The 25,836-nt window shown below is 66.6% G+C and carries 23 protein-coding genes and 1 pseudogene; 21 read left to right on the top strand and 3 right to left on the bottom strand.

The window, feature by feature from the left end:
* The first annotated feature begins 108 nt into the window (after positions 1-108).
* Positions 109-1,440 (top strand): UDP-glucose dehydrogenase family protein, encoded by a 1,332-nt coding sequence (locus tag BLT60_RS15420; RefSeq protein ID WP_090877548.1) that lies wholly within the window; start codon positions 109-111, stop codon positions 1,438-1,440.
* Between the two features lie 31 nt (positions 1,441-1,471).
* Here BLT60_RS15420 and BLT60_RS15415 read toward each other — a convergent pair whose 3' ends face one another.
* Positions 1,472-3,001, bottom strand: coding sequence for a glycerol-3-phosphate dehydrogenase (locus tag BLT60_RS15415; RefSeq protein ID WP_090877546.1), 1,530 nt, complete (start codon positions 2,999-3,001; stop codon positions 1,472-1,474).
* A 63-nt stretch (positions 3,002-3,064) separates the two neighbouring features.
* A complete protein-coding gene (locus tag BLT60_RS15410) occupies positions 3,065-3,877 on the bottom strand; it encodes an IclR family transcriptional regulator domain-containing protein (protein ID WP_210185625.1) in 813 nt (270 codons plus the stop codon).
* Positions 3,878-4,094: 217 nt separating this feature from the next.
* Between BLT60_RS15410 and BLT60_RS15405 the strand changes: the two genes are divergently transcribed.
* The 13 genes and pseudogenes from BLT60_RS15405 to pcaG all read left to right on the top strand — a co-directional run bounded on the left by BLT60_RS15405 (position 4,095) and on the right by pcaG (position 18,499).
* Positions 4,095-5,309, top strand: a complete 1,215-nt coding sequence (locus BLT60_RS15405) for an amino acid ABC transporter substrate-binding protein (protein ID WP_244521290.1) — start codon at positions 4,095-4,097, stop codon at positions 5,307-5,309.
* A 184-nt stretch (positions 5,310-5,493) separates the two neighbouring features.
* The gene (locus BLT60_RS15400) at positions 5,494-6,369 is read left to right on the top strand and encodes a branched-chain amino acid ABC transporter permease (protein ID WP_090877541.1); all 876 of its coding nucleotides are present in this window, start codon (positions 5,494-5,496) and stop codon (positions 6,367-6,369) included.
* Complete coding sequence (locus tag BLT60_RS15395) at positions 6,366-8,048, top strand: branched-chain amino acid ABC transporter ATP-binding protein/permease (protein ID WP_244521289.1); 1,683 nt, start codon at positions 6,366-6,368, stop codon at positions 8,046-8,048. The genes BLT60_RS15400 and BLT60_RS15395 overlap by 4 nt, the downstream gene beginning before the upstream one ends.
* Positions 8,041-8,517: pseudogene (locus BLT60_RS24790) on the top strand (ABC transporter ATP-binding protein); the annotation flags it as partial. The gene BLT60_RS15395 and the pseudogene BLT60_RS24790, both read left to right, overlap by 8 nt.
* A 507-nt stretch (positions 8,518-9,024) precedes the next feature.
* A complete protein-coding gene (locus BLT60_RS15385; protein ID WP_090877822.1) occupies positions 9,025-10,473 on the top strand; it encodes an aldehyde dehydrogenase in 1,449 nt (482 codons plus the stop codon).
* Positions 10,474-10,564: 91 nt separating this feature from the next.
* On the top strand, positions 10,565-11,773 hold the full coding sequence (pobA, locus tag BLT60_RS15380; RefSeq protein WP_244521288.1) for a 4-hydroxybenzoate 3-monooxygenase: 1,209 nt from the start codon (positions 10,565-10,567) through the stop codon (positions 11,771-11,773).
* Positions 11,770-13,143, top strand: a complete 1,374-nt coding sequence (locus BLT60_RS15375; RefSeq protein ID WP_090877539.1) for a class-II fumarase/aspartase family protein — start codon at positions 11,770-11,772, stop codon at positions 13,141-13,143. Before pobA ends, BLT60_RS15375 begins: the two co-directional genes overlap by 4 nt.
* 3 nt (positions 13,144-13,146) lie before the next feature.
* On the top strand, positions 13,147-14,337 hold the full coding sequence (pcaDC, locus tag BLT60_RS15370; protein ID WP_090877537.1) for a bifunctional 3-oxoadipate enol-lactonase/4-carboxymuconolactone decarboxylase PcaDC: 1,191 nt from the start codon (positions 13,147-13,149) through the stop codon (positions 14,335-14,337).
* Between the two features lie 11 nt (positions 14,338-14,348).
* Positions 14,349-15,197, top strand: coding sequence for a CoA transferase subunit A (locus BLT60_RS15365; protein WP_090877535.1), 849 nt, complete (start codon positions 14,349-14,351; stop codon positions 15,195-15,197).
* 2 nt (positions 15,198-15,199) lie between these two features.
* On the top strand, positions 15,200-15,979 hold the full coding sequence (locus BLT60_RS15360; protein ID WP_090877533.1) for a CoA-transferase subunit beta: 780 nt from the start codon (positions 15,200-15,202) through the stop codon (positions 15,977-15,979).
* On the top strand, positions 15,979-17,184 hold the full coding sequence (pcaF, locus tag BLT60_RS15355; RefSeq protein ID WP_090877818.1) for a 3-oxoadipyl-CoA thiolase: 1,206 nt from the start codon (positions 15,979-15,981) through the stop codon (positions 17,182-17,184). The genes BLT60_RS15360 and pcaF overlap by 1 nt, the downstream gene beginning before the upstream one ends.
* A 23-nt stretch (positions 17,185-17,207) precedes the next feature.
* Positions 17,208-17,912, top strand: coding sequence for a protocatechuate 3,4-dioxygenase subunit beta (gene pcaH / locus BLT60_RS15350; protein WP_090877531.1), 705 nt, complete (start codon positions 17,208-17,210; stop codon positions 17,910-17,912).
* Positions 17,912-18,499 (top strand): protocatechuate 3,4-dioxygenase subunit alpha, encoded by a 588-nt coding sequence (gene pcaG, locus BLT60_RS15345; RefSeq protein WP_090877530.1) that lies wholly within the window; start codon positions 17,912-17,914, stop codon positions 18,497-18,499. Before pcaH ends, pcaG begins: the two co-directional genes overlap by 1 nt.
* On the opposite strand, the gene BLT60_RS15340 is transcribed toward pcaG, so the two are convergent.
* Positions 18,463-19,326 (bottom strand): polysaccharide deacetylase family protein, encoded by an 864-nt coding sequence (locus tag BLT60_RS15340; RefSeq protein WP_090877528.1) that lies wholly within the window; start codon positions 19,324-19,326, stop codon positions 18,463-18,465. The two genes, pcaG and BLT60_RS15340, sit on opposite strands and share 37 nt — an antisense overlap.
* 26 nt (positions 19,327-19,352) lie before the next feature.
* On the opposite strand from BLT60_RS15340, the gene BLT60_RS24400 reads away from it, so the two are divergent.
* The 7 genes from BLT60_RS24400 to BLT60_RS24785 all read left to right on the top strand — a co-directional run bounded on the left by BLT60_RS24400 (position 19,353) and on the right by BLT60_RS24785 (position 25,836).
* Positions 19,353-19,637: a peptidase associated/transthyretin-like domain-containing protein gene (locus BLT60_RS24400; RefSeq protein WP_175478448.1), complete on the top strand. Its 285-nt coding sequence runs from the start codon at positions 19,353-19,355 to the stop codon at positions 19,635-19,637.
* 179 nt (positions 19,638-19,816) lie between these two features.
* Positions 19,817-20,296, top strand: coding sequence for a DUF6932 family protein (locus BLT60_RS15335; RefSeq protein WP_139167857.1), 480 nt, complete (start codon positions 19,817-19,819; stop codon positions 20,294-20,296).
* Complete coding sequence (locus tag BLT60_RS15330; protein WP_090877525.1) at positions 20,293-21,222, top strand: hypothetical protein; 930 nt, start codon at positions 20,293-20,295, stop codon at positions 21,220-21,222. Before BLT60_RS15335 ends, BLT60_RS15330 begins: the two co-directional genes overlap by 4 nt.
* Before the next feature lie 170 nt (positions 21,223-21,392).
* Positions 21,393-22,409 carry a substrate-binding domain-containing protein gene (locus tag BLT60_RS15325; RefSeq protein WP_175478465.1) on the top strand — a complete coding sequence of 339 codons (1,017 nt, stop codon included), beginning with the start codon at positions 21,393-21,395 and terminating at the stop codon, positions 22,407-22,409.
* Between the two features lie 19 nt (positions 22,410-22,428).
* The gene (locus tag BLT60_RS15320; RefSeq protein ID WP_090877521.1) at positions 22,429-23,775 is read left to right on the top strand and encodes an ABC transporter substrate-binding protein; all 1,347 of its coding nucleotides are present in this window, start codon (positions 22,429-22,431) and stop codon (positions 23,773-23,775) included.
* A 136-nt stretch (positions 23,776-23,911) separates the two neighbouring features.
* On the top strand, positions 23,912-25,156 hold the full coding sequence (locus tag BLT60_RS15315; protein WP_090877519.1) for a carbohydrate ABC transporter permease: 1,245 nt from the start codon (positions 23,912-23,914) through the stop codon (positions 25,154-25,156).
* A complete protein-coding gene (locus tag BLT60_RS24785) occupies positions 25,156-25,836 on the top strand; it encodes an ABC transporter permease family protein (protein ID WP_210185623.1) in 681 nt (226 codons plus the stop codon). Before BLT60_RS15315 ends, BLT60_RS24785 begins: the two co-directional genes overlap by 1 nt.

The following is a 25,836-nucleotide window of genomic DNA, read 5'->3' as shown; positions in this document are numbered from 1 at the left end:
GAATCCGGCAAGGAGAAGGCTACTCCGGGGCAATGTGACCGTCTGGCGTCATCCCCTTCCCCGTGCTAGCGAACCGGCTCGAAAAACACCGGCACAGGGATTATCGCGATGCGCCTCACAATGATCGGCGCGGGTTACGTCGGACTGGTTTCGGGGGCGTGTTTCGCCGATTTCGGTCACGTGGTCACCTGTGTCGACAACAACGAAGACCGCATCCGTTCGCTTGGGGCCGGCAAGATGCCGATCTACGAGCCCGGGCTCGACCGGATCGTCGCATCCAACGTCGCCGAAGACCGGTTGCGCTTCACCACCGATCTCGCCGCCTCCGTCGCCAGCGCGGATGCCGTCTTCATCGCCGTCGGCACCCCATCGCGCCGTGGCGACGGCCACGCCGACCTTACTTATGTCCACGCTGCCGCCCGCCTGATAGCCGCCGCACTCGACGGCTTCACCGTCATCGTCACCAAGTCGACGGTCCCCGTCGGCACCGGCGACCAGATCGAGGCGATCATCCGGGAAGAGCGGTCCGATGCCGATTTCGCCGTCGTCTCGAATCCGGAATTCCTGCGCGAAGGCGCTGCGATCGATGATTTCAAGCGCCCGAACCGCATCGTCGTCGGCACCACCGATCCCCGTGGCCGCGAAGTGATGCAGGAGGTTTATCGCCCCCTCTATCTCAACCAGGCGCCGCTGCTCTTCACCGACCGGCGGACCGCTGAACTCGTCAAGTACGCCGCCAACGCCTTCCTCGCGACCAAGATCACCTTCATCAACGAGATGGCTGACCTGTGCGAGAAGGTCGGCGCCGACGTCCAGGACGTGGCCCGGGGGATCGGCCTCGACAACCGCATCGGCCCCAAGTTTCTCCATGCCGGCCCGGGCTTTGGCGGCTCATGCTTCCCCAAGGACACGCTTGCGCTGATCCGCACCGCCGAGGAGGCCGGCGCCGACCTGCGCATCGTCTCGGCGGTCAGCGATATCAACGAGTCGCGCAAGAGCCGGATGGCAGACCGGGTTGTCGACGCGCTGGGTGGTTCGCTGGAAGGCCGGACGATCGCCGTGCTGGGACTGACCTTCAAGCCCAATACCGACGACATGCGCGAGGCCCCGTCGCTCAGCCTTATTCCGCCACTGCAGGCGGCCGGTGCAAGTGTCCGCGCCTACGACCCCCAGGGCATGGAATTCGCCAGGCCCCTGCTGCCCGGCGTGACCCTTGCCAAGGATGCCTACGATTGCGCGACCGGTGCCGATGCACTGGTGATCGTTACCGAATGGGAATCGTTCCGCGCGCTCGATTTCGCCCGGATCAAGTCGGTGATGAAACAGCCGCTTCTGGTCGATTTCCGCAACATCTACCCGCCGTCGGAACTCCACGCCCACGGCTTCACCTATCGCTCGGTCGGCCGCCCGCGCCTTGACCGCGGCGAAGCGGTATCCTGAACAGGACGCATCGATCGACCGGCTGCGCGGGTTACCGCGCGCCGGCGATGGTCGCGCTCAATGCGCCGAGGCCCTGTTCGGCGAGCCAATCCTCAAGTGCTGCCGCTTCCGCCGCGCTGAAATGCGCGCCGAGCTTGGACCGGCGCCACAGGACGTCCTCGGCCGTCCGCGCCCATTCCTCGCGTACGAGGTAGCGTGCCTCGGCCTCCGTCAGGTCAGCACCGAAGGTCCGGCCGAGGTCGCCAGGGCTTCGTGCGCCGGACAGTATCGACTGGGCAAGCGTTCCATACGATCCAACCAGACGCCGCGCCCAGGGATCGTCGACGAAGGGATAGGCGGCCTTCAACGCCCCGGCCAGCGACGTCATCCCGTCCACCTCGAAGCCGCCTCCCGGCAGCGTCGCCTGTGACGTCCAGGCCTTCCCGACAGGCAGGGTCTTTCCGATCTGGTCGACCACGCGCTCCGCGAGACGACGGCTGGTCGTGATGCGGCCGCCATAGGCGGAGATCAGCGGCGCCCTGCCCTCGCCGCCGTCCTCTTCGATGATCCCGTCGCCGTCGCTCGGTCTCGGCTTCGCCGACCCGTCGTCCCGGATCGCCCGCACCCCCGCCCACGACCAGGCGATCTGATCCTCCAGTACCGGCTGGCGAAAGTAGGCGCCGACCGTCGACAGGAGGTAGGCGATCTCGACGTTGTCCGCCGCGACGCTGCCCGGGTCGCCGTGGAAATCTTCGTCCGCCGTGCCGATCAGCGTGTGGTCGCCGTGCGGGATGACAAAGACGATCCGCCTGTCCGTCGCCCGCAGGGCGTAGGCGCGATCGTGATCGAAAAGCCTGCGCACGACGACATGGGTCGACTTGACCAGACGGACCCGCACCGATCGGCTGGCATCGATGACGTGGTTCAGGACGTCGACGGTCCAAGGCCCCGTGGCGTTGACCAGGGACCGTGCCCTGACCACGAAGCGCCGGTCGCTGTCGCTCGCCTCAAGCGATAGCCGCCACGCCCTGCCGTCCCGCTCGGCGATGACGCAGCGCAGGCGGGGATTGATGCTTGCGCCCCGCCCGCGGGCGTCCATCGCGTTGGCGACAACCAGTCGTGCATCATCGACCCGGCAGTCCGAATACTCCGCCGCCCCGGCGAATTCGTCCCGGAGAACCTCGCCAATGGCACCATCCGACCGGTCGAGCATCCGCGTCGGCGGAAAGGCACGCCGCCCGGCGAGATGATCGTAGGCGAACATCGCGGCCCGGAGCATCGTCTTTTGCACCGTCCGATTGCGATACGGCAGGAGAAGCCGGAGCGGGCGAACCAGATGCGGCGCGGAGCGAAGGAGGACTTCACGCTCCTTCAGCCCTTCCCGGAGCGACCCGAGCGCCAGTTGGTCGACGTGGTGTAGCCCGCCATCGACCAGTTTCATCGACGCCGACGAGCCGGCCCCGGCAAGATCGGCCTGGTCGCACAGGAAGACGGACAGGCCGCGTCCGGCTGCATCGCGCGCAATGCTGCAGCCGGTGATGCCACCGCCGATGATTGCTAGATCGTGGATCTGACCCGACATGCCCTTCGCCCCGGTCCGGACATGGCTGCGACAATGCCGCAGTCTGCCCCAAATGCGAAGCGATCAGGGAAGAGATCGCGAAATTTGATGGGCGACCTCACGCAATTCAGGGAGGAACCGCTCGCGGAGTTCGCCGCCGCTGGCCCGGCTCGAATGCGCCGAAAGGTTGATCGCCGCGACATTGACACCGCTGCGCGTGACGATCGGCACCGCCAGCGAGCGAAGCCCTTTCTCGAGTTCTTCATCGACGAGGGAATAGCCCTGCTCGCGATCGGCGAGAACCCGCCGGTGCAACGCCGCGCGGTCGACGATCGTCTGCGGGGTATAGGCCTTGAGGTCCAGTCCCTCGATCGCCTGGCTCAACACCACATCGTTCAGGAACCCCAGCTGGATGCGGCCGAGCGAGGTGAAGAAGGCGGGAAGCCGGGTGCCAACGGCGATGGTCGTCGACATGATCCGATGCGGCGCCGGCATCCGCGCGACATAGACGATCTCCGTGCCCTGGAGGATCGCCGCCGAACAGGATTCCTGCAGGGAGTGGCTGAGTTCCTTCATCAACGGCTCCGCCCGGTCGATCCATGACTGGGTGGTGAGATAGGCGAAGCCGAGTTCGAGGATGCGCGGGGCGAGCGAGAAACGACGGCCGTCCTGGGCGACGTATCCAAGTTCCGCAAGCGTCAGCAGGACCCGACGCGCCGCCGCCCGCGACAGACCGGTCACTTCCGCTGCTTCGGACAACGTCATCGCTTGCCGCATCTCGCCGAAAGACGCCAGCACCGCCAGCCCCTTGGCCAGCGTCGTCATGAATTCCTTGTCGACGTCGACGCGGGAAGCCGCCGGGGCTTTCCCGCCAACGGGATGGTGGGCCGTTGACACTGGTTCGATCCCAAACAATGATGGTCGCATAACGAACGACCGTTCGATATTCGAACGAAACGGATGCCGGGTCAACCACTTTGGCCAGGGCGGGAGGAGCGGGAGAAAAAGTCGACCACGGGCAGACGCACCGGCAGGATCGCCGGCACGCCCGCGCAGGGCACCGTCGCTCCTCGCAAGCCAGCAGTCACACGCTTCAAACGGGAGGAAACCGATGATGAAGACGCTGACATCTACCCTTGCCGCCGCGACAGCCGCGGCAATGCTGCTCGGTGGCGCCGCCGCCGCGCAGGACAAGATCAAGATCGGATATGCGGTCTCCAAGACCGGCCCCAATGCACCGGGCGCCGGGATCACCACGATCCCGAACTACCAACTCTGGATTCACGACATCAACGAAGCCGGCGGCATCAAGCTCGGCGACGCGGTCGTCCCGATCGAGGTGATCGAGTACGATGACCAGTCGAACACCGAAGAACTGGTCCGCGCCGTCGAGCGCCTCGTCAACCAGGACGAGGTCGACATCCTGCTGACGCCCTGGGGCACCGGCATGAACCTGGCCGTCGGCCCGACCTTCAACAAATACGGCTACCCGCAGATGGCGGCGACTGCGGCCACCGACCGCGCCTACGAGATGGGCGAGCGCTGGCCGAACTCCTTCTGGATGCTCGGCACCTCAACGATGGGCGCGAACTCGCTCGCCGAAGTCCTCACCACGCTGAAGGGCGAGGGCAAGATCAACGACAAGGTCGCCATGGTCAGCGTCGCCGACGCCTTCGGCATCGAGTTGGCGGCCGCCAGCCGTCCAGCTCTCGAGGCGGCCGGCTTCGACCTCGCCCTCGACGAGACCTATCCGATCACCACGCAGGATTTCTCGCAGATCATCAACGCCGCGAGGGACAGCGGCGCCGACACTTTCGTCGCCTTCAGCTATCCGCCGGACACCTTTGGCCTGACCGGCGCCGCGATCGCCGGCGCCTATAATCCGGCCGTCTTCTACACGGCCGTCGGCACCGCCTTCCCGATCTACAAGGACAACCTCTTCCACGACAATGTCGATGGGGTGATCGGCATCGGCGGCGTCGATATCGACGATCCGAAGTTCCAGGACTATCGCCAGCGCCACGTCGCCGTGACCGGCCAGGAGCCCGACCGCTGGGCGAGCCCGATCACCTATGCCAGCCTTGAGGTCCTCCAGCAGGCGATCGAGCGGGTCGGCAAGATCGACCGCGAGGCAATCATCAAGGAGATCCAGACCGGGACCTTCGACACGGTGGCCGGCGAGATCAAGCTCGACCGCAACGTCAACGCCAATGTCTGGTGGGCCGGCCAGTGGCAGGATGGCGATTTCCACGGCCTCGCCCCGGCGAGCATGAAGGGCGCCGTCAAGCCGGTCGCCCCGAAACCCGCCTGGAAGCCGGCCGACAAGTAGCTGAACCGGATTCTATCGTGACTTGCGTGAGCGAGACCGCCTCGCCCAGGATTCGTCGATCCACCTCCCCCCCAGCGGGGGAGGTCCGACGTCCCCGATCTGTCATGCGCAGATCGGATTCGGTAGTCCGGGAGGGGGGGACTGAGCCAACACTGCCCCACCACGGGCGAGAGGCCCCCCGCCTATGATCGTCGTCGACATCATCGTTGCCGGGCTGATCCTCGGCGGCCTCTACGCAACGGTCGCGCTCGGGCTGACTCTGCAATATGGCGTCGCCCGGATTATGAACCTCGCTTATGGCGAATTCATCGTCGCCGCCGCCTTCGGCGCCTGGTGGCTGTTCACTGCCAATGCGATCAGCCCGCTCGCCGGGCTGGTCGTCATCGTCCCCCTCGCCTTCCTCGCCAACTGGCTGATCTACCACCTGCTGCTGATGCCGCTGGTCAGGCGCGCCAGGTCGCGCGAGGTGCTGGAGGGCGATTCCATCCTCTTCACCTTCGGCCTGCTCTTCGTCATGCAGGGCGTGATGCTGTCACTGTTTGGCGGCCAGCTCTACAGCTATTCCTACCTTCTGGTCCCGATCGACGTCATCGGCACGACCGTCTCCGCCAACCGGCTGATCGCGTTCGCCTTCGCCATCGTCATCGGGCTTGGCCTCTACCTGGTGCTGACCCGCACCCGCGCCGGCACGGCGATGCGCGCCGTCGCCGTCGACCCGCGCTCGGCACGACTGGTCGGCATCGACGTTCCGCGCATGTCGGCGCTGGCCTTCGCGCTGGGAGGCGCGCTGTGCGCGGCGGCAGGCGTGCTGATCTCGATGTTCCTCACCTTCAGCGCCTCCGGCGGCGTGCTCTTCACCATGAAGGCGCTGATCGTTGTCATCATGGGCGGCGTCGGCAGCCTGCTCGGCACGCTGGTCGCCGGCCTCCTCCTCGGCCTCGCCGAGGTCGCCACCGCCCGCCTCATCGATCCCGGCCTGACGCTCGCCGTCAACTTCGCGATCTTCCTCGCCGTCCTGCTGGTCCGCCCGACCGGCCTGTTCGGGAGGCCGTCGTCGTGACCGCGGGACGCCTGTGGCTCGGGCCGCTGTTGATCCTGGCGGTCGTGGGACTGGCCGTCGTCCCGATCTACGCCAATGGCTACTATCTCGCCCTTGGCATCAGCATGCTGAACTATGTCGTGCTGGCCACGGCATGGGCGCTGTTTTCCGGCCCGACCCGCTACATCTCGCTGGCCACCGCCGCCTTCTTCGGCATCGGCGCCTACACCATGGCTGTCCTGTCCGAAGCAATCCCGGTCGCCGCCGTGATCGTCGTTGCCGCGGCCGTCGGTGTCGCGGTCGCCCTCGTCGTCGGACTGGCGACCCTGCGCCTCCGCGGCGTGTTCTTTGTCATCTTCACCTTCGGCCTCGCCGAACTGATCCGCCAGATCGTCACCTGGTACGAGGTCAAGATCACCAAAACCGTTGGCCGCTACATCTTTCTCGACATCGGCCAGGAGCAGATCTACTGGCAGCTTCTTGCCCTCGCCGTCCTTGTCTTCGTCGTCGGCTGGCTGATAGGCCGGTCGCGCCTCGGCCTTGCCATGCGGGTGATCGGCGACGACGAAACCGTCGCCCGCCATGTCGCCATCGACACCACCCGCGCCAAGCTCATCCTCTTCGCCGTCAGCGCCGCCTTCATGAGCGTCGCCGGCGCGGTCATGGCGCCGCGCTGGACCTATATCGACTCGGCAATCGCCTTCAACCCGATGATCTCCTTCCAGGTCGTCATCATGGCCTTGCTCGGCGGCGCCGGGAAACTCTACGGCCCGCTGCTCGGGGTCATCCCCCTGGTCCTCCTCTTCGAGGTCATCAACGCCAACTTCCCCAACCACTTCGCCATCGTCCTCGGCGTCGTGTTCATCGTCATCGTCTACTTCCTGCCCGGCGGTGTCGCCGGCCTCTACGACCGCTGGCGCGCCGGTTCGATCCGCCTGCCGGTGGTTGCAACTCGGGACAGCGCGGCCCCCGGATCGGCGACGCTCGAACTGGTTGGTCTGCGCAAAGCCTTCGGCGGTCTCGTGGCGGTTGACGATCTCGACCTCCGGGCGGCGCCCGGAGAGATCGTCGGCCTGATCGGTCCCAACGGCTCCGGCAAGACGACCGCGCTCAACCTGATCTCCGGCGCGCTCAAGCCCGACTCCGGCGACATCCTGTTCAAGGGCCGCCCCATCACCGGCCTGCCCGCCAATCGCATCGCCCGCCTTGGCGTCGCCCGCACCTTCCAGATCGTCCGCGTCCTCGAACACCTCTCCTGCCTCGAAAACATCGTCGCCGGACTGGCCTTCCGCCCGCAGCCGCTGTGGGGCGACGCGGCGCGGCGCCGCGGCCGCGAACTGCTCGACCGGGTCGGCCTTGCCGAGCGTGCCGATGTTCCGGCAGGCGACCTGACCTATATCGACCAGAAGCGACTGGAACTCGCCCGGGCACTGGCCCTCGACCCGGAACTCCTTCTCCTCGACGAATGGCTGGCCGGCCTCAATCCGAGCGAACTCGTCATCGGCATCGAACTCATCCAGTCGCTGCGCGACGAAGGACTGACGATCGTCATGGTCGAGCATGTCATGGACGCCATCCGCACCCTCTGCGACCGCTGCGTGGTGATGAATGCCGGCGCCAGGATCGCCGACGGACCGCCCTCGGCCGTACTGGCCGAGCCTGACGTCATAGCCGCCTATCTCGGAGGCGCCGATGCTTGAGCTCACCGGCATCGGCGCCGCCTACGGCAAGCACACCGCCCTGACCGGCGTCGACCTGTTCGTCGATGGAAGCGAGATCGTCGTGATCCTCGGCGCCAACGGCGCCGGCAAGTCGACGTTGCTCAAGGTCATCGCCGGCATCGTCCGCCCCCTGCCCGGCGGCACCGTCACCCTCGGGGGCCGTCAGCTTACGACGATCGAGCCTCACCGGATCGTCGAGGCCGGCATCGCGCTCGTCCCCGAAGGCCGCGGCATCTTCGCCGACCTCACCGTCCACGAAAACCTGATGCTCGGCGCCCATCCCCAGCGCGCCCGCGCCGGGGAAGCGAAAAACCTCGCCACTGTCCTCAAGCTCTTTCCGAGACTCAGGGAGCGGATGCGCCAGCACGTCCACACCATGAGCGGCGGCGAGCAGCAGATGGTTGCCATCGGTCGGGCGATGATGTCGTCGCCGGAGATCCTGCTCCTCGACGAGCCGTCGCTCGGCCTGTCGCCGATGCTGACCCACGAGCTGTTCCAGGCGCTCGCCCATATTCGCGAAACCGGTGTCGGCGTCCTGCTGGTCGAGCAGAACGCCCGCGAAAGCCTCGCCATCGCCGACCGCGGCTACCTGATCGAGACCGGCCGAATCGTCGGCCATGGCGAAGCCAGCCGCCTCGCCGCCGACCCGGCGGTTCGCGAGGCCTATCTCGGCGTCGCCGGCCACGCCAGGCTGCCGGTCCACGCTGATGAGGACAAGCCGATTGCAGAAGGCACGGCGCCCAAACTCCCCCTTGTGGGGAGGTCGAAATCAGCGAACGGCACGAAGCTGATGTCGGGAGGGGGGAAGACCATCGACGAGGAAGCGCCCCCCTCCCGCAATCGCTCGGCGATTTCGACCTCCCCTAAAGGAGAGGATTTTGAGTCGCGTTTCATGGCAAACGAGAATGCTCTGCCGGCGCCCAAGGCGCCCGCTCGCGAATCGGAGACTCCCCCCATGTTCCATACCAAGCTGATCATCGCCGACCGCGATCTCGCCGCCAGCGACTCCCGGACATTCGACCGGCTCGATCCGGTCACCGGCGAGGTCGCCACCCGGTCCGCCGCCGCATCGATTTCCGACGCCCAGAAGGCCGCCGACGCGGGCGCGGCGGCCTTCCCGGAGTGGTCGCAGACCCCGCCCGGCCAGCGCCGCAAGCTGCTGCTCAAGGCCGCCGACATCCTCGAATCGAAGATGGAGGAATTCGCCGCCGCCGTCGTCACCGAGACCGGCAGCCCGGCCCATTGGGCGCAATTCAACGTCGGCCTCGCCGCCGACATGATCCGCGAAGCCGCGTCTATGACGACCCAGGTCTCCGGCGACGTCATTCCCGCCAACCGACCGGGTTCGGTCGCCATGGCGATTCGCCAGCCAGCCGGCGTCGTCCTGTCGATGGCGCCCTGGAACGCGCCGATCATCCTCGGCGTCCGCTCGGTGGCGATGCCGCTCGCCTGCGGCAACACCGTCGTCTTCAAGGCCTCGGAGAACTGCCCGCGCACCCACGCCCTGATCGTCGAATCCTTCCGCGAGGCCGGCCTGCCGGCCGGCGCCATCAACCTCGTCTCCAACGCACCAGAGGACGCGGCCAAGATCGTCGAGACCCTGATCGCCCATCCCAAGGTCCGGCGGATCAACTTCACCGGCTCGACCCGCGTCGGGCGGATCATCGCCGAAACCGGCGCGCGCTACCTCAAGCCGGTCCTCCTCGAACTCGGCGGCAAGGCGCCGCTGGTCATCCTCGATGACGCCGATCTCGACGAGGCGGTCAATGCCGCCGTCTTCGGCGCCTTCGCCAATGCCGGCCAAATCTGCATGTCGACCGAGAAGATCGTCGTCGACGGCAGCATCGCCGATGCCTTCGTCGAGAAATTCGCCGCACGCGCCTCGGCCCTTCCTTTTGGCGACCCGCGTGGACACGTCGTCATCGGCTCCTGCATCAACGCGGGCGCTGTCGCCCGGGTCAGGGAACTGATCGACGACGCTGCCAGCAAGGGCGCCAAGGTGGTCGCAGGCGGCCCAAGCGACACCTCGATCATGGCGGCGACCGTCCTCGACCACGTCACCCCGGCCATGCGCATCTACGAGGAGGAGTCCTTCGGCCCGGTGGTCTGCGTCATCCGCGCCGCCGGCGAGGACGACGCGGTCCGAATTGCCAACGACACGGAATACGGCCTATCGGCAGCGGTCTTCACCCGGGACATCGCGCGCGGCATGAAGGTCGCGGGCCGGATCGAATCCGGCATCTGCCATATCAACGGCCCGACCGTCCACGACGAGGCCCAGATGCCCTTCGGCGGCACCAAGTCGAGCGGCTACGGCCGCTTCGGCGGCAAGGCGGCAATCGACGAATTCACCGAGCTTCGCTGGATCACCATCCAGACCGAACCCATGCACTACCCGTTCTGAGATCGCTCATGCTCGCCCGCTCCGGAACATCTGACGCCACGCCCAACCTCCCCCTCGAGGGGGCGGTTGGGCGCGCCTCGGATGATCGGGAATGCTCGGCATGACCACCCGGCGGACACAGGTCGGGATCGTCGGAGCGGGCCCGTCGGGCTTGCTCCTGTCCCACCTGCTCGCCCGCCAGGGGATCGACTCGATCGTCGTCGAGAACCGCGGCCGCGACTATGTCGAGGAGCGCGTCCGCGCCGGCGTTTTGGAGCAAGGCACCATCGACACCCTCGCCGAAGCCGGCCTCGGCGAGCGAATGATGGCGGAAGGCCTCTTCCACGATGGCATCGAGATCCGCTTCGACGGACAGGCGCATCGCATCGACTTCCCGTCGCTGACCGGCGGCAAGCGGATCATGGTCTATGGCCAGAACGAGGTAGTGAAGGACCTGATCGATGCCCGGCTCGAAGCCGGCGGCGCCATCGTCTTCGATGTCGACGATACCGCCATTGAAGGCATCGACGGCGAAAGTCCGACGATCCGCTACGGCAAGGACGGCGCGGAACACGCGATCGCCTGCGACTACATCGCCGGCTGCGACGGCTTCCACGGCATCTGCCGCCCGAGCATCTCCGAGGCGGCGCTCACCGGATATGACCGCGTCTATCCCTTCGCCTGGCTCGGCGTCCTCGCGGACTCGAGGCCGCCTTCCAGGGAAGTCGCTTACTGCCACAGCGAACGCGGCTTCGCCCTCCTGTCGCTCCGATCGCCAACCGTCAGCCGCCTCTATATCCAGGTCGCGCCCGACGAGGACATCGCCAACTGGCCGGACCAGCGGTTCTGGGACGAACTGCAACGCCGCACCGCCGTCGAAGGCGCCGCGCCGATCGAAACTGGCCCGATCCTCCACAAGGGCATCACCCCGATGCGCAGTTTCGTCGCCGAGCCGATGCGCAATGGCCGCCTGTTCCTCGCTGGCGACGCCGCCCATATCGTCCCCCCGACGGGCGCCAAGGGCATGAACCTCGCCGTCGCCGATATCCGCTTCCTTACCGAGGCGCTGGCCGCCTTCTACCGCACGGGCGATACCGCCGGGCTCGACGGCTATTCGGCGCGTGCGCTCCGCCGGGTCTGGAAAGCCCAGCGCTTTTCGTGGTGGATGACCACCATGCTTCACCTCTCGCCGGACGATTCGCCCTTCGACCGCCGCCGCCAGCGCGCAGAACTCGACTATGTCACCGGCTCAGAGGCCGCGATGCGGACCATCGCCGAGAACTATGTCGGCCTGCCGTTCGAAACGGGGTTGACGCCATGACCTTCTCAGCCCTCGACTCGGCCATTACCGGCCCGCTCTTCGCCACCGACGCCATGCGCGCGGTCTTTTCCGATCGCGCCAAAGTCTCGGCAATGCTGCGGACCGAGGCGGCGCTGGCGCGGATCGAGGCCAAACATGGCTTCGTCGCCAAGGCGCTCGCCCCCGCTATCGACAGGATCTCGCCCGACGATCTCGACCTCGCGGACCTCGGCCGCGAGACGGAGACCACCGGCGTACCGGTCATCCCATTCGTCAAGGCCGTGCAGGCCAGGCTGCCGGCGAAACTCCGCGCCGACTTCCATTTCGCCACCACCACCCAGGACATCGCCGACACGGCCCTCGTCCTGCAGATGTCGGACGGGCTTGACCTCATCGCCACCGACCTCCGCGCCATCCTTGCCGACCTGTCGCGGTTGGCGACCCGGTATCGTACGACGCCCTGCGCCGGCCGCACGTACGGCCAGCACGCCGCTCCCGTCACTTTCGGCCATGTCGCCGCCATCTGGCTCGCCGGCATCGCCGATGTGGCGGGCGGCCTGCCGGCGCTGCGCCAGCGGGCGCTTGCCGTCTCGCTCGGCGGCCCGGTCGGAACGCTGGCCGACCTCGGCGACAAGGCGGACAAGGTGATCGCCGGCGTTGCTCGTGAGCTCGGCCTCGCCGCGCCGGTTGCGACATGGCATGTGACGCGCGGCCGCATGGTCGAAACCGGCGTCTGGATCGCAACCCTGATCGGCGCCCTGGCCAAGATGGCCGAGGACGTCGCCCGTCTCGCCGCCACCGAAGTCGGCGAAGTCGCCGAGCCCCACGCCGCCGGGCGCGGCGGGTCATCCGCCATGCCGCACAAGCGCAACCCGGTCTCCGCCACGGTGATCCTTGCCGCCCATGCCGCGGCGAAAAGTCAGGTCGTCACCCTGCTCGACGCCATGGCGGCGGAGCATCAGCGTCCCGTCGGCCTGTGGCATGCCGAGTGGCACGCCCTGCCGCAGCTCTTCGGCCTCGCCTCCGGCGCCTTGCGGGAAGCACGAAGCCTCGCCGCCGGCCTGACCGTCGACAAGGCCCGCATGGCGAAGAACCTCGACATCACCGGCGGCATGTTGATGGCTGGAGCAGTCGCTGCCGCCCTTGCGCCATCGCTCGGACGCGAGGCCGCCCACCGCCTCGTCGAGACGGCCGCCAGCGCCGCGCGCGACTCCGGTCGTTCGTTTCGTGACATCGTCATCGGCGACAGCCCGGCGAAGGCGCGGCCCGTCGCCGAGGCCGCCTTCGACATCGGCCCCGCCGTCGCGGCGGCCAGCGCGGGTGTTTCCCCGATCGTCGCCGAGGCGAAGACCATCCGCGCCCGCCTCGCCCCCCGAAAAAGGAGCCGTTGACCCGTGCCGACCCTTCTCGCCAACGGCATCGAACATTTCTACGAGAGCAGCGGCCCCGCCAATGCGCCGGTGGTGGTCTTCGCCCATTCGGTCGGCTGCTCGCTCGAAATCTGGGAAGCCCAGGTCGCCGCCCTCGGCGACCGATACCGTTGCATCCGCTACGACATTCGCGGTCACGGCCGGTCGGCGGCGGTCGATGTGCCAACCAACATCGACGACCTCGCCGCCGATCTCGGCGGTCTGCTCGACGCGCTTGAGATCGAAAGAGCCCACATCACCGGCCTGTCGATCGGCGGCATGCTCGGCCAGGCCTTCGCCGTCGCCCATCCGGAGCGGGTGAAGAGCCTGATGCTGGTGTCCACCACCGCCCTCCTGCCGACCCGTGAATTTTGGGCGACCCGCGCCGCAACCGTCCGCGCCGATGGCATGGCCTCGGTCTTCGACGCCGTCATCCCGCGCTGGTTCACGCCCGATTTCATCGATCGCGAGCCGGCCATCATCGACGGCTTCCGACAGCGCTTCGCCGCCACGGATGTCGCCGGCTATGCCCGCTGTTGCGAGGCGATCGGCGGCATGGACCTTCGCGAACGCATCGGCGCGATTGCCGCCCCGACGCTGATCGTCGTCGGTGCGGACGATCCGGCAACGCCGCCGGCCATGTCGGAGGACCTCCGCCAGCGGATCCCCCACGCGGAGATGGTGGTGCTCCCCGACGCCTCGCATATCGTCTCGGTCGAGAGCCCCGACGCCGTCACCGCGCAGCTCGCCGCCTTCCTCGCCCGCCACGAGCCGGACGCGCCGAACAGCGCCTTCGTGCGGGGGCTGGCGACCCGTCGCGAGGTGCTCGGCGATGCCTATGTCGAACGGTCGCTGGCGCGGGCCGGCGCCTTCGCCATGCCGTGGCAGGACTTCATCACCCGCCACGCCTGGAACGACGTGTGGGGAGACCCGACGCTGCCACGCAAGACCCGCTCGCTGCTGACACTGGCGATGATGGTCGCCCTTCACCGCGAGGAGGAGTTCAAGATCCACCTGAAGCCGGCGCTCGGTAATGGCGTGAGCCTTGAGGAACTGCGCGCGATGATCCTCCAGACGGGCATCTATGCCGGCATTCCGGCCGGCAATGCCGCGATCCGCTGGGTGCGCGACGAACTCGGTGACGAGATCGCCGCTTTCGAAGCGCGATCGGACTAGGGAGCCGTCTCTTGGCAGAATTCCTCTCATTGCAGGACGCGGTCGAGGGCAACATCGGCGACGGCGATTTCGTCGCGATGGAGGGCTTCACCCACCTCATCCCTTTTGCCGCCGGCCATGAGGTCATCCGCCAGGGTCGCAAGGACCTGACCGTCAGCCGCATGACCCCAGACCTGATCTACGACCAGTTGATCGGCATGGGCGCCGTCGACAAGCTGGTCTTCTCCTGGGGCGGCAATCCCGGCGTCGGCTCGCTGCACCGCATGCGCGACGCGGTCGAAAACGAATGGCCCCGGCCGCTGGCGATCGAGGAACATTCCCACGCCGCGATGGCCAATGCCTATGAGGCGGGCGCCGCCAACCTGCCCTTCGCCATGTTCCGCGGCTACATCGGCGTCGACCTGCCGAAGGTCAATCCAAGGATCGGCTCGGTCACCTGCCCCTATACCGGCGAGATATTGGCGACTGTCCCGGCCCTCCGACCCGATGTCGCGGTCATCCATGCGCTGCGCGCCGATCGCGCCGGCAACGTCCTGCTTGAGGGTATCGTCGGCGCCCAGAAGGAAGCGGTGCTCGCCGCCCGACGCTCGATCGTCACGGTCGAGGAAATCGTCGACGACTTCGGCCCGCGTTCGCCGAATGCCGTCATCCTGCCGGCCTGGACCGTGACCGCCATCGCCTTGGTCCCCGGCGGCGCCTACCCGTCCTACGCCCACGGCTACTACAAGCGCGCCAACGCCTTCTACAAGGCCTGGGACGCCATCGCCCGCGACCGCGACACGTTCCGCGCATGGATGCGGGAGAACGTGCTGGAAAAGGGCCCGGACGATTTCCGACAATACGCGGCGCGGGCTGCCTGACCATGACCGAACCCTACACCCCGACCGAGATCATGACTGTCGTCGCCGCCCGGGCGCTGCGCAACGACGATGTCTGCTTCGTCGGCATCGGCGCGCCGTCCGCCGCCTGCAATCTCGCCCGCCTGACCCACGCACCGGGCATCACCCTGATCTACGAGTCCGGCACCATCGACACGCGACCGGAGGTCCTGCCGCTGTCGATCGGCGATGGTGAGCTTTGCGAGACGGCGCTGACCACCGTCTCCGTGCCGGAAATGTTTCGCTACTGGCTGCAGGGCGGCCGGGTGACTGTCGGTTTCCTCGGAGGCGCCCAGATCGATCGTTTCGCCAACCTCAACACCACTGTCGTCGGCGCTTATGACAACCCAAAGGTCCGGCTGCCGGGCGGTGGCGGTGCGCCGGAGATCGCCGTCCATTGCGGCGAGATCTTCATCACCATGGCGATGTCCAGACGCGGTTTCGTTGCCAAGCTCCCCTTCGTCACCTCGCTCGGCCACGGCACCGGCAAGGGCAGCCGCGAAGCGCTCGGAGTCTGCACCAAAGGCCCCACCCGACTGATCACCGACCTTTGCGTGCTGGAGCCGGACCAGGAGACAAGCGAGATGTCGGTCGTTTCGCTGCATCCCGGCGTCACCCGCGACCAGCTGCGCGAGAACTGCGGCTGGGACTTGCGCTTCGTCGCCGTTCCCGAGGAGACGCCACCCCCCACTGAGGAGGAACTCGCCGTCCTGCGCGAACTCCACGACCGCACCCGCCGCGCCCATGGAGGCGAAGACGCATGATCCGCGACGTTTTCATCTGCGACACCGCGCGCACGCCCATCGGCCGCTACGGCGGCGCGTTGGCGATGATCCGCCCCGACGATCTCGCAGCGGTGCCCATCCGTGCCCTCCTCGCCAGTCACCCGAGCGTCGGAGAAGCGGTCGACGAAGTCATCCTCGGCTGCGCCAACCAGGCCGGCGAGGACAATCGCAACGTCGCCCGCATGGCGCTGCTGCTTGCCGGTCTACCCGAAACCGTGCCCGGCACCACGATCAATCGGCTGTGCGCCTCGGGCCTCGATGCGATCGGTTACGCCGCGCGCGCCATCAAGGCCGGCGAGATGGAGCTTGCGATAGCCGGCGGCGTTGAATCCATGTCGCGGGCGCCGCTGGCCATGGCCAAGGCCGAGACCGCTTTCCAGCGTTCCGCCGAGATTCACGACACCACCATCGGGTGGCGCTTCATTAACCCGCTGATGAAGGCGCAATACGGCGTCGAATCCATGCCCGATACTGGTGAGAATGTCGCCGCGGATTTTCAGGTCAGCCGCGGCGACCAGGACGCCTTCGCGCTCCGCTCCCAGCAGCGCGCCGCCGCGGCCGAAGCCGCCGGCGCCTTTGACGGTCCGGTCGTCGCGGTCGAGGTTCCCGGCCGCAAGGGAGCGACTCTCGTCACCCGCGACGAGCATCCCCGCGCCGGCACGACAATAGAGGCCCTGGCTGGGCTCCGGCCGATCGTCCGCGAAGGCGGCACCGTGACCGCAGGCAATTCCTCGGGCGTCAACGATGGCGCGGCCGCCGTGATCGTCGCCTCGGCCGAGGCGGTCGAGCGACACGGCCTGACCCCGCTGGTCCGCATCCTCGGCATGGCGACCGCCGGCGTGCCGCCGCGCATCATGGGCATCGGGCCTGTCCCGGCAACCCGGAAGCTGCTCGACCGGCTGGCGCTGCAGACCACGGACATCGACCTGCTGGAAATCAACGAAGCCTTCGCCAGCCAGTCGCTCGCCTGCCTGCGCCAACTCGGTTTCGCTGACGACTCCGAGCATGTGAACCCGAATGGCGGTGCCATCGCCTTCGGCCATCCGCTTGGCATGTCCGGCGCGCGGATCGCCGCGGAGATTGCCCGGCAACTGCCAAAGCGCGGCGGCCGCTACGGCGTGGCCACCATGTGCGTTGGCGTCGGCCAGGGCGCCGCGATGGCTTTCGAGGCCGTGACTGGCTGAAAAACTCTGCGGGAGGACATCCAATGACCATGCAGTATCCGCGCGAGAGCCTTGCCTCCGAGCCGCAGGCGCTCACCCCCGACTACAAGTCGACCATCCTGCGCTCCCCGAAGCGTCCGCTGATCGGCCTCGATCCAACCATCTCGGAGCTGAGCGGTCCGGTCTACGGTCAGGAAAGCGTCCTGCCGACTGACAGCGACCTTACCCGTCAGCATTCCGGCGAACCGCTGGGCGAGCGGATCATCGTCTCCGGTCGCGTCATGGATGAAGACGGCCGGCCGCTGCCGAACACCCTCCTGGAGATCTGGCAGGCCAACGCCGCTGGCCGTTACGTCCACGTCCGCGACCAGCATCCGGCACCGCTCGACCCCAACTTCTCCGGCGCCGGCCGCTGCCTCACCGACGATGCCGGGCGCTACACCTTCACCACCGTCAAGCCCGGCGCCTATCCGTGGAAGAACCACCACAACGCATGGCGGCCGGCCCACATCCACTTCTCGCTCTTCGGCCCGAGTTTTCTCACCCGGGTCATCACCCAGATGTATTTCCCCGGCGATCCCCTCTTCCCCTTCGACCCGATCTTCAATTCGGTAAGCGACGAGAAGGCCCGCCAGCGGATGATCTCGACATTCGATTTCGACACCACGGAGTCGGAGTGGGCGCTCGGCTACCGTTTCGACATCGTGCTGCGCGGCCGCGCCGCGACGCCCTTCGAGGATTCCGAGTGATGAGCGATCATGGATTGATGCCGTCGCAGACGATCGGACCGTTCTTTGCCTATGCGCTGACGCCGACGGCCTACGATTATGCCGCACTCGCCGGCAACGACCTGCGGACCGACGACGCTGTTGGCCAGCCGATCGTCGTCACCGGCAGGGTCTTCGACGGCGGCGGCGATCTCGTCCCGGACGCGATGATCGAGATCTGGCAAGCCGATGGCGAAGGGCGTTATCCGGGCGTTTCGGAGGCCCTCGCTAACACCCGTTTCAAGGGCTTCGGCCGCTCCGAGACGCTTGAAGGCATTTACCGCTTCAGTACCGTCAAACCCGGCAGGATAACGGGTCCCGAGGGCAGCGATCAGGCGCCACACATCAATGTCGGCCTCTTCGCCCGTGGCGTGAACCGGCGCCTCTTCACGCGCATCTACTTCGAGGATGAGAGCACCAACCAGACCGACGCGGTTCTGGCCCTCGTCCCTGACGAACGGCGCGCCACCCTGATCGCCCGCCGCGACGGGACCGAGAATGGACTCCCGCGCTACGTCCTCGATATCCGCCTTCAGGGAGAGGACGAGACGGTGTTTTTCGAAGCGTGAGATCCGTCGGCCGGGTTCGCTCCGGCCCAGTGCTCCGCGATAGCGCCGGCAGTCGTGATCCACACGGCATCGCGGCGCGCGGCGATATGCTCCAGCGCCCGCCTCAGGTGCTTCAATCGGAACGGCTGCCCGACGATATAAGGGTGGAGCGCGATTCCCATGACCAGGGGCATCGTCCTCGATTGTTCCAGCATCTCGTCGAACTGATCGATGATCATGTTGGCGAAGTCGGACGCGTTTGTCCGGCGCACCGCAATCGCCGGGATGTCGTTGATCTCCTGCGGATAGGGAACCGAGAGGAACGGCCCTGCCCTTGTCGTGAACCAGGTCGGCTGGTCGTCATGGCACCAGTCGAGCATGTAGGTATACCCGGCTTCTTTCAGCAAATCCGGCGTCACGCGGCTTTCGGCGATCCACGGACCGAGCCAGCCCGTCGGCGGCAACTCAAAATGCCGCGCAATCCGTCCAGTCGCCTCCGCGATCATCGCCATTTCCTCCGCCTCGCTCATTGTCGATTGGCGGTCGGAATTGGTGTGGCCGTGGCCGGCGATTTCGTCACCCCGGGAAGCCAGGGCGACGGCCACCTCCGGACAATGGTCGAGTATGCTGGAATTGATGAGCGCGGTTGTGGGGAGCGACAGCGCATCGAGCATCTCGATCATCCGCCAGACGCCGACCCGGTTGCCGTATTCTCGCCAGGCGTAGTTCAGCACATCCGGCTGTGGCCCGCCGGGCGCCAGTTCCGCGCCGAGCCCCTCACCGAACGCGAAGTGTTCGAGATTCAATCCGATATAGACGGCGAGGTTGGTGCCGTTCGGCCACGGCATACCCGAACCGCGATCGATCGGCTGGTATGGAAAACGACCGTGATGGGGAAGCGTCACGCCGCGCCGGCTCCCCGCTGCCCGGCAACGTGCAATATATCATTGCCTGGAGTCGGACTTCGCATCCCGGGATCCCCTTGCGTTTAGCATCCCACTATAGGGTCCATCACTTCACGACCGTCAAGCGGGGCAAGATGCCGAGTCCGGACGGCTGCGATCAAGCGCCGCGCATCGGCCTCTTCGCCCGCGGCGTGAACCGGCGTCCGTTCACCCGTATCTCCTTCGAGGACGAGACGGCGTTCTTCGAAGCCTGAATCGGGAATCGCGGAATCTTACGCCGGCAATTCCATCGCGAATTGTGCCGGCAGGGCGGAAGTTCATCCGTGACATCAAGCGGCTCGCATTAACTTCGTCATGAATTGTCGCTATTGAAGAGGAGCGGTGTGCATGGACGACGGTCGAAGGCGACCGGAATGGGGGTTCCGTGACTACATTGGCGCATGAAAAGTCGTTTCCGGCGCTGCTTCCCATGGGGTTTCACCAGACAGATCTGAAGGCCCTGGACCGGCTTTGCGTCGAGTATTTTCCCACATCGACGTCCCGCCCCCGGTTGATGAACACGCTGACGACTGTTGTCTCGCTGATTAACCGCGCCAGCATCCCGGCCCGGCTCTGGATCAATGGCGGCCTGCTCACCGAAGAACCCGACCCGGGCGACTTTTCTGCCACCCTGGTTCTCGTCGAGTCGGTCTTTCTCGGGCTTTCGGCCGACCAGCGCGAATTCTTCGACTGGTTCCGGACGGAGTCTCTCTATCAGCAGTATCACTGCGACAACTACGGCATGGTGATCGACGCCGACCGCGACGACTACGAGCTGATGCAGACCTACTGGATGCGTCAATGCCGGTTCGACCGCGGGCGAAAATCGAGGGGGATTGCCGAACTCCTGGTCCCTTCGCTGGCTCGGTCATGAACTCCCTTTCCGACATTCTCATCGACCTGCGCGATACCGACCTCACGCTTCAGGAACTGCACACCCTCGCCGGCGGCGCCAATGACGACAGGGTTCTCCGGGTCAATATCGACGCCATAGCCAAGCGCCGCCGCGATCTTGAGCGGCAACTCGACGCGCAATTGCGGATCGGACAACTCGATCTCATTCGCTATCGGGTCGAACGCGAAGATGGCGACGTCGCAGCGGCAGCCGCGTCGGCGCAGTCCCTCGTGCTCTTCCAGGAGGTGATTACCGCGGTCTTTGACGCCATCCGGGATAGGCCCAAGCGTCGCTACGCCCCAACCGGCGAAAACGCCGCGCTCTCAGCGTTGCATTTCGCCGCGGCCCCGACGGACTCGCCGACCATGTCGCTATCGATTCCCAATGACCGGCTGCTGGCGATCCGAAGCGATCTCGATCTGACCTTCGAACTGGTATTCGCCCTGTTCCACCTCCGCTCGGTCGTCGAGTTTCGTCACTTCGCGCCGCGCACCGGCATCGCACCGATCACAAAGCTGTCTGCGTGGGCAACCAACAGCATCGAGCACGGACTCCGGACGACGATTGGCTGGCAGAAGACCAAGGCCCGCGCCACAACGACCGTGACCACGCTTCGCGACGCAACCGCCCTCCGCCGGGCCATCGAAGCGGCGAGCGACGAACTCATCGAGGACACTGACATCGAAGGACGACTGGTCAGTCTCGATGAGGCGCTCGGAACCTTCCGCATTCAGTCGGAGACAGCATCGATCCAGGGCTTTCTGGCGAGCGATTTTCCGCGCGGCGACGGCTGGATCGTCAATGCGGGTATCATCGCTGTCCTCTCCAAAGCCACCCGCACGGACTACGCGACCGGCGCGGAGACGGTCCACTGGACGTTGAAAAGTCTCATCCAGCACCGCTGAACGTCCGGGATCTTCCGCGAGCTTTCTCTGTCGGTTTGACAACCGAAAGCGCTTTCGCTTAGCCTTCAGCAGCACCGAAAGCGCTTTCGGACGGAAAGGCCGCGCCACCAACGAGCCGGCCGCCGATGGGAGAAAACGCGTTGCAGCGCAAGCCGCGCCGAAACCAGGGCATGTCCATCGCCCGCCTCGCTGAACACCTCGGCCTTTCCGAGGGCACCGTCTCGCGGGCGCTGAACGGTTATCCCGATGTTGCGGGCAAGACCCGGGAGCGCGTCATCGACGCCGCCCGGACCCTCGGCTACAGCCCCTCCTCCGCCGCCCGCCGCCTCGCCCGCGGCGTGGTCGAGACGGTCGGTTTCGTCCTTCCGCAACGGGCCGGCCATTTCTCCGATCCGTTCCTCGCCGAAATGCTCGACGGCGTCGCCATGGAACTCGCCGACAGCGATTGGGACCTGATCGTCGCGGCGGTTCCCGATGGCCATGACGAACCGGAAGTGATCGACCGCCTCGCCCGCACCGGCAAGGTCGGCGGCTTCATCCTGACGCGCACCCGCCGCAAGGATGCCCGCGTCGACCATCTTCGCGAACTCGGCCTCCCCTTCGTCGTCCACGGCCGCACCGAGGATTGCGCCGACTACGCCTGGCTCGATATCGACAACGAGAAGGCCTTCGTCGACGCGGTGCGCTACCTCGTCGAGCTTGGCCACCGGCGCATCGCCCATATCGGCGGTGACATGAGCTTCAACTTCGCCCACTTCCGCCATCTCGGCTACCGGCGCGCAATGGAGGATGCCGAGCTTCCGGTGCCTGCCGGCTTCGTCGCCGAGGGCATCGCCGACGGCGTCGCCGCCGACGAGGCGATGACCGCGATGCTGTCCCTGCCCGCGCCGCCGACCGCCGTGGTCTGTGTCACGGACGCCGTGGCGCTTGGCGCCATGCGGGCGATCTCGGGCGCCGGCCTCAGGCCCGGGGTCGACGTCTCGGTGATCGGCTATGACGGCCTTCCCTTCGGGCTTGCCGCCCATCCGCCCCTCACCACCATGTCCCAGTCGAGCCACCGCGCCGGACGCGAGGTCGCCCGTATGCTGCTGGCGCTCATCCATGGCGCCGAACCCGCGAATTCCCAGGTCCTCTGGGAAGCCACCCTGACGAAACGAGCGTCAGCAAGCCCACCGCCACCACATTGATCATCATCGGGAGGAGATCATGACCACACGCCCCATTCGGACCCTGGCCGTCGCCGCCGCGGCGCTGCTTCTCGGTTCCAGCCTTGCCAGCGCCCAGTTGCGCTTCTGGACCACGGAGGAACAGCCCGACCGTCTCGCCAAGCAGGAGCAGATGGCGACCGAGTTCGAGGCCGCGACCGGCATCGCCGTCGACGTCATCCCGGTAACCGAGAGCGACCTCGGCCAGCGCGCGACCGCCGCCTTCGCCGCCGGCGACCTGCCGGACGTCATCTATCACACCCTCCAATACGTCCTTCCCTGGTCGGAGGCCGGCATCCTTGATGTCGAGGCCAACAACGAGGTGGTCGAGGAACTCGGTCGCGAGACCTTCGCCCCCGGCAGCCTGACCATGGCCGATTTCGACGGCCAGACCGCCGCCGTCCCGGTCGATGGCTGGACCCAGATGGTCGTCTACCGCAAGGACCTGTTCGACAAGGCCGGGCTGAAGGCGCCGGACAGCTACGCCAACATCCTCGCCGCCATCGAAAAGCTCCATAATCCGCCGGAGATGTACGGCTTCGTCGCCGCCACCAAGGTCGACGAGAACTTCATGAGCCAGGTGCTCGAGCACGTCTTCCTCGCCAATGCCGCGACGCCGGTCCATGCCGACGGCACCACCGGCTTCGACGAGAAGAAGACGATCGAGGTTCTCGACTTCTACAAGAAGCTCGCCGAAGCCTCGCCGCCCGGCGAACTCTTCTGGCAGCAGTCGCGCGAGCTCTACTTCGCCGGCAAGGCGGCGATGATCATCTGGTCGCCCTTCATCCTCGACGAGTTGGCCGGCCTGCGCGATTCCAACCCGCCGACCATCAACAACGACCCGACCTCCACCGAACTGGCTTCGATGACCGGCATCGTCACGCGGCTTGCCGGACCGTCCAATCCCGACGGCGCCGCCTGGGGCGACATTCGTTACTTCGGCATCACCAGCGACGCCGACACCGACGCCGCCGCGGAGTTCGTCAAGTTCTCGATGGACGACGGCTATGCCCGCACCTTGTCGATCGCGCCGGAAGGCAAGTTCCCGGTCCGTCGCGGCACGGCGGACGACCCGCAGAAGTTCGTCAAGGCATGGGAAGTGCTGCCGGTTGGCGTCGACCGCAAGGCGCCGCTGTCCGACCTCTATCCGCCGGAAGTGATCGCCAACATCGTCGGTGGCCTCGAAACCGCCGACCGCTGGGGCGTCAAGGAAGGCCAGCTCGCGCTCGCCTCGAAGATCATCAACAGCCAGGCGATCAACCGCGCCGTCCGTGAATATATCGACGGCGAGCGCACCGCCGCCGAGACGGTTGCGCTGATGAACGAGGAGATCGCCGAGATCGATTGACCGCGAAGCCTTGACCGGGCGCCCCTCGGAGGTGCCCGGTCCCTTTTTTCAGCTCTGGCAGGACAGGCCCATGTCGGCGTCGGACAGTCCCGAACAAGCTCCACCCCGCCCGCCGGGACGCCCGCGCCTCGGCCCGATGGCCCGTCGCGAAGCGCGGCTCGCCGCCGCCATGCTGGCGCCGACCTTTCTCATCGTCCTGGCCATCGTCCTCATCCCGCTGCTCGCCAATTTTTGGATCAGTTTCAAGCCGGTGTCGCTTGCCGACCTCCGCCCGCCCATCCCGGTAGTCTCGGAGCGCTTGCGCGGCGACGCCGATGTCCCCGGCGCCGAACTGCTGATCCAGTATCGCCTGCGCAATTCCTCGCAGGACAAGGAAATCCGCAACGTCGTCCTTGTCGACGAGTTGACGCCCGGCCTCACCTTGCAGTCGGCCGACGAGCGCTGTGCATTCGACGGGCCGCGCGTCCGCTGCGACCTCGGCACCTTCGCCGCCGGTCACCGCGAGGAGGTAGAACTCACCGTCATCGGCGACGAGGCCTTCGCCACCGCCGGCGTCTCGCCCCGCGACAGCCAGCCGCTGATGACCGGCGACGCCGACAACATCCTCACTAGCTGGGAATTCTCCTTCGAGAATTTCGCCCGAATCTTCCAGTCGCGCGACTTCTGGACCGTGGTCTGGGTGACCATCGCCTACACCGTCTTCGGTACCCTTGGTGCCATCGTCCTCGGCCTGTTCGCGGCACAGCTCCTCAACACCAGCTTCCGCGGCCGCGCGATCCTGCGCGGGCTCTTCCTCTTCCCCTATGTCGCGCCGGTGATCGCCGTCGCCTTCACCTGGGTGGTCCTGCTCGATCCCTTCTCGGGCACGCTGAACGCCATTCTCAAGCACATGAATGTCGTCGACGAGGGCATCAACTTCTTCGGTCAGCGCGCCGTCGAGCTCAACCTCTTCGGCCTGACCGTCGACTTCCCGCTGGCGCTGGCAACCGTCATCGCCTTCGAAGCCTGGCGCTATTTCCCCTTGTCGCTGCTGTTCATCCTCGCCCGCATGCAGTCGATCCCCGCCGACCTTTACGAGGCCGCCGGGGTCGATGGCGCGACACCCTTCCAGGCCTTCCGCCACGTCGCGCTGCCGCAGCTCTTCGCCATCCTGTCGACGCTGTTTCTGCTGCGCTTCATCTGGACCTTCAACAAGTTCGACGACATCTTCCTGCTCACCGGCGGCGCGGCCGGCACGCGCACCCTGACTGTCGATGTCTACGAACAGGGCTTCGCCCTCGGCAATCTCGGCGCCGGCGCGGCAGTCGCCGTGGTCATCTTCCTGTTCCTGCTGGTCTTCGCGCTCAGCTACTTCCGCTTCGTCCACCGGGAGGAAGGCTGATGGCCCTCGGCAAGGGTTTTGGTCTCGGCATCCTGACGGGCTCGCTCTGGGGCATCATCGCCCACGGGCTGGCCGGCATCGTCCTGACCCTCTTCACGGGCCTTCCGGCCGCGTCGATGCTGCTCGCCGGTCTCGCGGGGGGAGCGGCCGGCGCCGCCGTCCTGATGCTTCGCCCGCCCGGGGAGCGGACAGCGACGCTCCTCCTCGTGTCCTTCTTCGCAACCGTCCTGGTGCTGCTGCTGGCCTCCTTCGCCCAGCCCTTCTCGATCGCCCTGTCGGCAGGCGCATTCTGGCAAGCCACGGCAATCGCCTTGACCGCCGCGGCGGTAACCGCCGCCAACCGCCTCTGTCTCCACGACATCGGGTCGGGCGCCCTCACCCGCTACAAGACGGAGACCCTCATCGTCCGGGCGATGAAAGGGTTCGGCTTCGTCTTCTTCACCGCGATCGTCATCCTGCCCTTCTACGTGATGGTGGTCACCAGCCTGAAGAACCAGCAGGCCCTGCTCCTCAATCCCCTCGACCTGTCGATCGACGTGTCGCAGGGAATCGGCACCCTGTTCCGCAGCTATGTCGAGCTCTTCACCCAGTTCAACTTCGGCCGCTTCATGCTGATCTCGACCATCGTCTCGGTCAGCACCGTCATCATCACCCTGCTCTTCTCGATCCCCGGTGCCTAG

This window comes from Bauldia litoralis (assembly GCF_900104485.1).
GTDB lineage: Bacteria > Pseudomonadota > Alphaproteobacteria > Rhizobiales > Kaistiaceae > Bauldia > Bauldia litoralis.
The sequence above is the reverse complement of the archived record's forward strand: the minus strand, read 5'-3'. Positions and strand labels throughout refer to the sequence as shown.

What these genes read in the sequence shown, in the direction of transcription:
- BLT60_RS15420 (WP_090877548.1), top strand. Translation starts at nt 109, where the DNA reads ATGCGCCTCACAATGATCGGCGCGGGTTACGTCGGACTGGTTTCGGGG.
- BLT60_RS15415 (WP_090877546.1), bottom strand. Translation starts at nt 3,001, where the DNA reads ATGTCGGGTCAGATCCACGATCTAGCAATCATCGGCGGTGGCATCACC.
- BLT60_RS15405 (WP_244521290.1), top strand. Translation starts at nt 4,095, where the DNA reads ATGAAGACGCTGACATCTACCCTTGCCGCCGCGACAGCCGCGGCAATG.
- BLT60_RS15400 (WP_090877541.1), top strand. Translation starts at nt 5,494, where the DNA reads ATGATCGTCGTCGACATCATCGTTGCCGGGCTGATCCTCGGCGGCCTC.
- BLT60_RS15385 (WP_090877822.1), top strand. Translation starts at nt 9,025, where the DNA reads ATGTTCCATACCAAGCTGATCATCGCCGACCGCGATCTCGCCGCCAGC.
- pobA (WP_244521288.1), top strand. Translation starts at nt 10,565, where the DNA reads ATGCTCGGCATGACCACCCGGCGGACACAGGTCGGGATCGTCGGAGCG.
- BLT60_RS15375 (WP_090877539.1), top strand. Translation starts at nt 11,770, where the DNA reads ATGACCTTCTCAGCCCTCGACTCGGCCATTACCGGCCCGCTCTTCGCC.
- BLT60_RS15360 (WP_090877533.1), top strand. Translation starts at nt 15,200, where the DNA reads ATGACCGAACCCTACACCCCGACCGAGATCATGACTGTCGTCGCCGCC.
- pcaH (WP_090877531.1), top strand. Translation starts at nt 17,208, where the DNA reads ATGACCATGCAGTATCCGCGCGAGAGCCTTGCCTCCGAGCCGCAGGCG.
- pcaG (WP_090877530.1), top strand. Translation starts at nt 17,912, where the DNA reads ATGAGCGATCATGGATTGATGCCGTCGCAGACGATCGGACCGTTCTTT.
- BLT60_RS15340 (WP_090877528.1), bottom strand. Translation starts at nt 19,326, where the DNA reads ATGCCGTGGCCGAACGGCACCAACCTCGCCGTCTATATCGGATTGAAT.
- BLT60_RS24400 (WP_175478448.1), top strand. Translation starts at nt 19,353, where the DNA reads ATGGAAAACGACCGTGATGGGGAAGCGTCACGCCGCGCCGGCTCCCCG.
- BLT60_RS15330 (WP_090877525.1), top strand. Translation starts at nt 20,293, where the DNA reads ATGAACTCCCTTTCCGACATTCTCATCGACCTGCGCGATACCGACCTC.
- BLT60_RS15325 (WP_175478465.1), top strand. Translation starts at nt 21,393, where the DNA reads ATGTCCATCGCCCGCCTCGCTGAACACCTCGGCCTTTCCGAGGGCACC.
- BLT60_RS15320 (WP_090877521.1), top strand. Translation starts at nt 22,429, where the DNA reads ATGACCACACGCCCCATTCGGACCCTGGCCGTCGCCGCCGCGGCGCTG.
- BLT60_RS15315 (WP_090877519.1), top strand. Translation starts at nt 23,912, where the DNA reads ATGGCCCGTCGCGAAGCGCGGCTCGCCGCCGCCATGCTGGCGCCGACC.
- BLT60_RS24785 (WP_210185623.1), top strand. Translation starts at nt 25,156, where the DNA reads ATGGCCCTCGGCAAGGGTTTTGGTCTCGGCATCCTGACGGGCTCGCTC.